Annotated in this window: 7 protein-coding genes; all 7 read right to left on the bottom strand. The window is 60.5% G+C overall.

Annotated features, from left to right (window positions below; translation table 11 throughout):
- Positions 1–631: 631 nt before the first annotated feature.
- On the bottom strand, positions 632–1237 hold the full coding sequence (locus JOY90_RS24190; protein WP_291693632.1) for a CDP-alcohol phosphatidyltransferase family protein: 606 nt from the start codon (positions 1235–1237) through the stop codon (positions 632–634).
- Positions 1218–2216 carry a hypothetical protein gene (locus tag JOY90_RS24185; RefSeq protein WP_291693631.1) on the bottom strand — a complete coding sequence of 333 codons (999 nt, stop codon included), beginning with the start codon at positions 2214–2216 and terminating at the stop codon, positions 1218–1220. The genes JOY90_RS24190 and JOY90_RS24185 overlap by 20 nt, the downstream gene beginning before the upstream one ends.
- A 13-nt stretch (positions 2217–2229) precedes the next feature.
- Positions 2230–3009, bottom strand: coding sequence for a phosphocholine cytidylyltransferase family protein (locus JOY90_RS24180; RefSeq protein ID WP_291693630.1), 780 nt, complete (start codon positions 3007–3009; stop codon positions 2230–2232).
- The gene (locus JOY90_RS24175) at positions 3006–3605 is read right to left on the bottom strand and encodes a gamma-glutamyl-gamma-aminobutyrate hydrolase family protein (RefSeq protein ID WP_291693629.1); all 600 of its coding nucleotides are present in this window, start codon (positions 3603–3605) and stop codon (positions 3006–3008) included. Before JOY90_RS24175 ends, JOY90_RS24180 begins: the two co-directional genes overlap by 4 nt.
- Positions 3574–5964 carry a PEP-utilizing enzyme gene (locus tag JOY90_RS24170; protein WP_291693628.1) on the bottom strand — a complete coding sequence of 797 codons (2391 nt, stop codon included), beginning with the start codon at positions 5962–5964 and terminating at the stop codon, positions 3574–3576. Before JOY90_RS24170 ends, JOY90_RS24175 begins: the two co-directional genes overlap by 32 nt.
- A 3-nt stretch (positions 5965–5967) precedes the next feature.
- Positions 5968–6738, bottom strand: a complete 771-nt coding sequence (locus JOY90_RS24165) for a class I SAM-dependent methyltransferase (RefSeq protein ID WP_291693633.1) — start codon at positions 6736–6738, stop codon at positions 5968–5970.
- A partial coding sequence (locus JOY90_RS24160) for an adenylyl-sulfate kinase (RefSeq protein WP_291693627.1) occupies positions 6725–6966 on the bottom strand: 242 nt, incomplete at its 5' end. The genes JOY90_RS24165 and JOY90_RS24160, both read right to left, overlap by 14 nt.

Below are 6966 nucleotides of genomic sequence, written 5' to 3'. Positions count from 1 at the left end.
AATTCGATGCGTCTCCCACCTGCATCAGTTACCGGGTTATCGACGAATTGGGCCGGTGCCGAGAGCGATGCACTTGGCCGCCAAACCTGCTGGAGTCGGCGGGGACCGTCGTTCCCCTGGAGCCGGGCAAGCCGATCGCGGTATCTGCTCTGTCAACCGCGGCCCCCGGCGTCCCCCTTCAGTTGAGCTGGTCGGTTCGTTTTGCACGGCCTTCGGATTCGCCTCAAGCACTCATCGTCGGGCGAAGTCATGAAGGTGCGACGCCAACGTTCCTTATCGACTTGCGCGCAGATCATGAACCCCTTGCCGTCCATGTCACGCCACATCCTGACAGAAGCGACCATTCCTGGACAGCGCCCCATTTGCCACATCGCCGTTCACTCGTTGTAGAGGTGGCGGCCCTTAGCGGAGCCGGCCCGGGCGGCATCATGGCCCGGTTGGAGGGGGGCGATTGGACGTCCATGACGAGTGCGTCGGCCTGCGGGATTGAAGGCATGACGTTGCCGGCGCACTGGGAGGTGCCCATGTTGTCCAATGGGATGGCACCGTCATCATATTCCGTCGAGATGAGCGTCCATTCGCTTCGCTGAGCAAGGTTTCGCAAGTTCTCAACGAAATCGCACTGATGAGCTCAGGACATGCCGCGCCCGATCAGTGCTGCCGACGCACCCAGCGCGAAGATCACGACCGGCGCGTACATCCATCCCTTGGTTACCGGAATCCGGATCGAACTCAGGTGCAGCAAGAGCAGGATGCAGAACGTGATGTTGAGCGCGAGGCCCAACCTGCCAGGGCCAAGAAGCGGTGAAAGCAGGAAAACCGTCGCAAGCGCTGGTACGACATAGGTGACGGGAACCCCGACAAAATATCCGTCGCGGGCACCGAACGTATTGTAATAGCTCAACCGTAGCGCACCGACGATGATGCTGGCGGTCGCGATTGCCAGGGATGAGAGAGCGTAGTCGTTGACGACGAGCAGGATCAATCCCGGAAAGAGGCACTCGCAGACAAGATCGGCCAACGAGTCGAGATTCCTGCCGATTTCTCTTGTATGCTGTGATCGACCTGCTGTTCTCTTGGCGACCACCCCATCGACATGATCAGCCAGAAAGGCCCCAAGTGCGGCTGCGATCCCAAGCTCGGGCCTTCCGGTCAGTCCAAGATAGATCCCGAGCACGCCCAGGCCGAGTGCCGCAGCGGTGATGGCATTGGCAGGGTCAAGCAAGTACTTCGCCATGTTGGCCTCCTGATTGAACGCTTGCGCCATTGAAAAGGTCAGCCTTGTCGCAGAGCGCCTCGCCGACAGCCTCACGAATATGGCCTTTGACCTGTTCAAGTCTGGATGCCAGCGCGTCGTTGCTGGCGCCAAGAATGCGATTGAACTTTTCGCTGTACATGTTGACATAGTTGCCGGAAAATTGCGGCAAGCAGGAAAAGGCCGGAATCGAGGACAGCTCGATAATCGTGCTGGGCTCGATGGCCCGAAACAGAGCCTCGAGTGTGGACCGATACGTATCCGTGACGTCGCTTGTGGCGATCACGACCACCGAATCGGGTTCCTTGACCGGCCTGAGATTGTCGGCGCGACTGATCTCTATCGGCGGGATTGCCAGGCCTCTCAGTTTCTTGCGAACTGCCTTGGGAGCGCGGCTGATGATTCGAGTCGAATTGAACCGACCTGGCAGCTCGCCAAGCAGAATCGAGCGGCCAAGCATTCCGGCGCCGATGAGGTAGAGCGTGCCTCCGATCCGATCCGTACCGATCGCCTCATTGGCCAGATCCAGTACGATACGGTCGTAGTCAGCCGTGGAAAAGAACGCGCATTGGCGTTGCGCCTCTTTGCCGATCTGTACTGCGAGGGCGGCAAGCCGCCTCATAGGCGATCCAGGCGGAAGGAGATCGGCGGCTTGACCGATCTGCTCGCCGATGTAGCTCTCACCCAGGATCTGCGATCGGGCGCCGGCAGCGATTTCGGCGAGCCGCTGCGCGATTTCGTCGATCCCGAACAGACTTCCCTTCGGGCTTCCTACAACCTCGTCTGATTGCGCGAGGACAGCTCCCCGGTCGCCGTAAAGCTCTACGCGCAGGCACGTGGTCAAGAGCAAGAGTCCCTGAGCTGCGAGGCTCGGCATCCGATGCCTTACGGCTGCGGCGTGAACAGCCATCTCGAAGTGATCGGCTATGGAGTGATCCCTGTACTGTCCCATGAAATCCATCGCTCAATCTCCCTCATGCCGGATGCTGTCTGATGGTCGGAGGGTTTCGAGCGAAGAAATCGAACTCGCCGGCTTCGATCATCTCCTCGCAAAGGGCCAGATCCGCTGCCGTATCGATCTCCATCCATGCGCTGGAGGCGGTCGCGGCCTCTACCCGAATCTCCCGTGAGATGAGGTGCTGCAACATCCCCGTCATATCGATCGAGCGCCGCAGCGGAGCGGGAAGCGCATCAAACGCCGAAGCCAATGTCGTCCAACCCGCGGCCGAGAACTTCAACAGTCCCATGTACTGGCCGCCGACCTCGAGGATATCGCTCGGAGTGCCTCCGATTTGCGCCAGAGAGCCATCGGGATGACGCTGGAAACACTCGGCGTCAGACAAGGGATTTGGCATGCGGCGTCGCCAGAGGGCATACCAACAAGGGTCGTAGAGGATGACAATGTCGCCAGGGTGCCGCAGCAATTCGAACACGGCATCACGGGTGTAGACGAGATCACCGTAAGCGACGATTCCACCCCAGCCGTCGAGCCATGCCCTTCCCGTCATGAGCGAAGCGCAGATGCCACTGCACTGCCAGTCCGGATTGTCGATCAAGGGGAGATTTCGGCCTTCGAGCTGGTGCCCACAGTAGCCGCGGACGACCGCAATATCGTGAAGGTCCGCCGCCCGCAAAGCGTCGAGCTGTCGATCGAGCAGCGTTCGGTTGCCGACACGAAGCAGGCACTTCGGCGTATCGTCAGTCAGATCGCCAACTCTCTGTCCGCGTCCGGCCGCCAGTATCAACGTTCTCATGGTGATACTCCGTAGTGGTGCTGGAACAGACGCACGTCCCATTCGTGAAAGGTGGCGCGGCGTTCGGGGTGCCACATCAGCCCCACGATGGGCTCACGGACGTGGCGGACTGCCTTGATGACGCCATCAGCGGCGCGGCCCAGGACGCGGAGCTCGGATGCGGACTGACGGGCACCCAGGCTGTGATAGCTGTTGATTGGCAGAAGAACGCCATCGACCGTGATCTCGTGGTCCTGGGCCACATGGCCCGAGACAGGTCCGAGCGGTACCTCGAAGACGGCTTGCAGAAGCTGCATGCCACGGCATACCCCGATGACGGGAAGGCCATGGCTTCGCGCCTGTTCGAGCAAAGTACGCTCAGTCTCGTCCCGCTCCGGTGCATCGCCGCCATATTCGACGAGGTTGTTGCCTCCTGTAAGCAGGAGCCCAGCGAACGGCAGGGCTTGCCAGAGCAGTCGAGCTGTTTGGCGGTCGTTCGGAATGGCTATTGGCGAAAGGCCGGCGCAGTTAAGGAACGTCGACCATCGCTGATCCAGCGCATCGCGCCGCTCATCAGTCGTAACCTCAACGCGCTGCGTAACGGCGATAAGCTTCATGGGCTCGGACCGAAGGCAACATTTCGACGTGCCGGTTCGCGCAATCGAGCTTCAAGGCGGCTGCAGTCGCCCAACGAGCGAACAGCCGTTCGCCGGCGCCGATGACTGCCGGCAAGTCCAGCTCGCTGGCCCGGATCGCCATGTGGGAGTTGACACCACCGTAGGCAGTCACGAGTCCCGCGATGTCGTGTGAGAAGATCCAGTCAAAGCCCGGATCGGCGTTGGGCAGCAGGATGATGCAGCCCTCGATGCGATCACCGTCAAGTTTCGTTACTACAGGACCCGTCGAACTCCTGTTGGTGATGAAGGTCGGGGATGCGATCGGCATGTGAAATCCCCACACCTCCTTTGCATCAGTCAGAAGGGGTGGAAGTACGGTCTGCATCGTCATCTCGTGAAGGTGGCGTCCTCGCTCGATTGCAGCAGAGAGGAGCGGCTTGGGATCAATCGCCGAGCAATGACATTGACGAATGATGCCGATGTCGGCGAAGCTCAGCTCCTCTGCCGAGAATCCGAGCTCCTCGCCCCATTTCGAAAGCGCGGTTAGTGCATCAGAAAGGTTTCTCGAGAATTCGAATTTGGCGACCTCACGATCCCGAATGGCATTGCTCAGGAATGCAAGATATTGTTCGACGCCGATATCGAAGCCGTGCTCCACCAGCGCCTCGGCGATCGCGCGCTTCTCCTCGTCCGCAAGGCGCGCGCTCGGCTGAACTTCATCGCGCTTGGCGGAACGATGTCGCTGGGGCCCTTGCGCAGGGGGCGATCCAAAGTAGAAGTCTGGTGCGTCATCGTAGCGAGGAGAAAGAATATCGTAGGTGCCCGGCCGGAGATGCCCATATCGCTCAAGGAGGTCCTGCCGATCCAGTTCCTCGAAGTCCTGGCGCAGCTGCGCGCTGACGGTGTTCAGGCCCATCAGGAACGACCGTCGACCAGCCGCGCTCATCATCCCAAGCATGACAAGCGCATTCAAGCTTTGAACTGCGATGAAGCCTGCCCGGGCGAGTCCGGCGAATGGCCGGGTGCCGTAGCGCCTGCAATCCTCCAGAAGCCAGAAACATCGATCCAGGGCCGGCATGTCACTGCTGGCAAGAAGCGCGCGGCGCCGGCACAGCGAGGCAATGCCCGTGCGATCGGCATTGCAGGGGCCGCTTCGCGGATCGATAATTCGTCTCGTCAGATCTCGCAGGGCGGCGAGAAAGGTGTCGATCTCCTGCCTAGTGAATCCGTGTTCCCGCAGAAGGCGGAGCCGCTGCCTCAAGTCGAAAGTGTAACAAGAAAAGACAATCTCGAACTCGATCTTGTCATGAAGCGATGGATGAGCGGCCAACCGATTGACATAGAAATTCACCAGCCGCTCGGCGAGCTCTTCGCCGAGCTGGCGCGGAACGAAGGAGTTGAAGCTCGCCCGGACATCGATGTAGGGAATGCCGAGAAGATCGATCATCAGCGGAAAGCCACGCATGTCCCGGTAACCGTAGTGGCGGCGCTGGTGAGACCAAACGCTGTCGGTCACGAGATCACGATAGAGCGAGAGTGACAGTGGTCTGGGGCGCACACCGAGCATTTCCGCCGGGTTCCAATCCGGCATTATTCCGAGCGCCGACCTGTGGCCGTGGCAGAGTGGATGTCGCGCGAGAACTTCAGCCGCCTTCTTCTGCGCTCGCTTCAAGCCGGCATGGTGGTGGCTCAAATCGCGCTTGAACTTCGATGTGATACGAAGAGGCCTCGCCTGGAGCAGAACGGGAACGTCCGTGTCCGCGCAAAATGCGAACTCCACGTCGACGGTGGCCCATTCCGTGGCGGCCTCGACCTCGAGCATGAGACGAATGACCGATCCAAGCCGATCCGAGGGCAATTGATCGGCATCGCGAAAGTGATAGTAGCATTCGATATCATTGGTGCGGCCTGCCGTCACCGCGGTGGTGTCGCCGGTCATGTTGTAGTTGATGACGAAATACGGTCGACTTGAACCGATCTCACAGCTCGTGGCAACGCCGCTCATCGTGACGTCCTGGAGCATGGGTTGCACCAGAACATGTTCCAGACCGTTGTCAAAGCCACGATATGATCGCAGGACGGTCTCAATAGCGCTGCGCAGCTGCTCAGGACCACGAACATTCTGAACGGAGCTGAAGTGGCCTGCAAGTGAGCGGCCCGAGACGTCCTCGGCTGAGACACTGGAGCGGACGATCACTGGGGCTCCCGCCCATGGATGGACGAGAATTTGCGCAATGACCCTGGCGGGGCTCTCACGCCACTCGGCAACCGTGAAGGTGGTTTGTTCAAGAACCGTCGCCGCGGCCAGGCGAGGAGCCAGATACAATAAGGTCTCGGACTTGTTCCTAAACGCCTGCATCGGCTAGGACTCCTGCGCGCGTGCGGTCCAGGCTCGCGTACGGTAGCGAAGCGTGAGCCGCTCTTCACCTTCCGTCTCCCGCTCGATCGTCCTGAGGATGGTCGCCCAGCGATCCGGACCTGCCTGCACCTGGATATCGTTGACTGACTGCCAGATGTTCAAGAACCGGTCGCGCGACATCCGCTCAAGGTGCGCGGCTTCGGTAAAGAACACATCGCCGAACCAACCGTCTTGTTGGAGCAATGCGTCCATATCGCGGGTGTACGCCGGCGCTCCGGAGGAGCGCCGCTCCAGCTCGGGCACCAGACCTCGGATGATCTCATCGATATGACGGTGCATGCCGTCGCGCTCGAGGTCACGCGGATTCCAGAGCACGGTCAGGTACCCGCCGGGCCGGAGAATGCGATGAAATTCGCGAAGAGCGCGTCGCGTATCCGTCCAGTGAAAGGCGGATGCCATGCACACCCAATCGACCGAATGTTGGGGCAGCGTCGTTGCCTCAGCCGTCCCGGCGAGCCAGGCAAATGACTCCATGACGTCAGCTTGAAGCGCCGCTTCCCGTCGCATCGCTTCATTCGGCTCGACGGCGCTTCCAGTCAGCCCGGATAGAGCAAGCTGCCGCGTCAGAATTCCTGTGCCTGCCCCGACATCGGCGACGGAAGCTCCGGGCCGGTCAGTTCCGGTAAACCTGATGAGGCATCGCACGACCGTGGGAGAGTAACCGGGTCGATACACATAGCGGGCTGCAAGGCTTGTGAAGTCACCATGGCGCATGTCGATCACCTCCGCGAATCCACCTAAAGAGGCGCTCGGCGATCTCGGTTGGGCTCAGCTCGCCGCCATTGTCGATCACAAGGTCGGCGGCGCGAGGCTCCTCGAACTGCTGGTCGAGGCCCGGAATGTTACTGATGTGGCCCTTGGCGGCGTTCGCATAGAGCGCCTTCGGGTCGCGCCGGCGCAGGATTGAGAGGGGGACGCGGAGGTAGATCTCACGGTAGTTGT

It is taken from the genome of Bradyrhizobium sp. (genome assembly GCF_019242285.1).
Lineage (GTDB): Bacteria > Pseudomonadota > Alphaproteobacteria > Rhizobiales > Xanthobacteraceae > Bradyrhizobium.
Note: the sequence above shows the minus strand (reverse complement) of the source record. Positions and strands in the feature narration are given on the sequence as shown.

What these genes read in the sequence shown, in the direction of transcription:
- JOY90_RS24190 (WP_291693632.1), bottom strand. Translation starts at nt 1,237, where the DNA reads ATGGCGAAGTACTTGCTTGACCCTGCCAATGCCATCACCGCTGCGGCA.
- JOY90_RS24180 (WP_291693630.1), bottom strand. Translation starts at nt 3,009, where the DNA reads ATGAGAACGTTGATACTGGCGGCCGGACGCGGACAGAGAGTTGGCGAT.
- JOY90_RS24170 (WP_291693628.1), bottom strand. Translation starts at nt 5,964, where the DNA reads ATGCAGGCGTTTAGGAACAAGTCCGAGACCTTATTGTATCTGGCTCCT.
- JOY90_RS24185 (WP_291693631.1), bottom strand. Translation starts at nt 2,216, where the DNA reads ATGGATTTCATGGGACAGTACAGGGATCACTCCATAGCCGATCACTTC.
- JOY90_RS24165 (WP_291693633.1), bottom strand. Translation starts at nt 6,738, where the DNA reads ATGCGCCATGGTGACTTCACAAGCCTTGCAGCCCGCTATGTGTATCGA.
- JOY90_RS24175 (WP_291693629.1), bottom strand. Translation starts at nt 3,605, where the DNA reads ATGAAGCTTATCGCCGTTACGCAGCGCGTTGAGGTTACGACTGATGAG.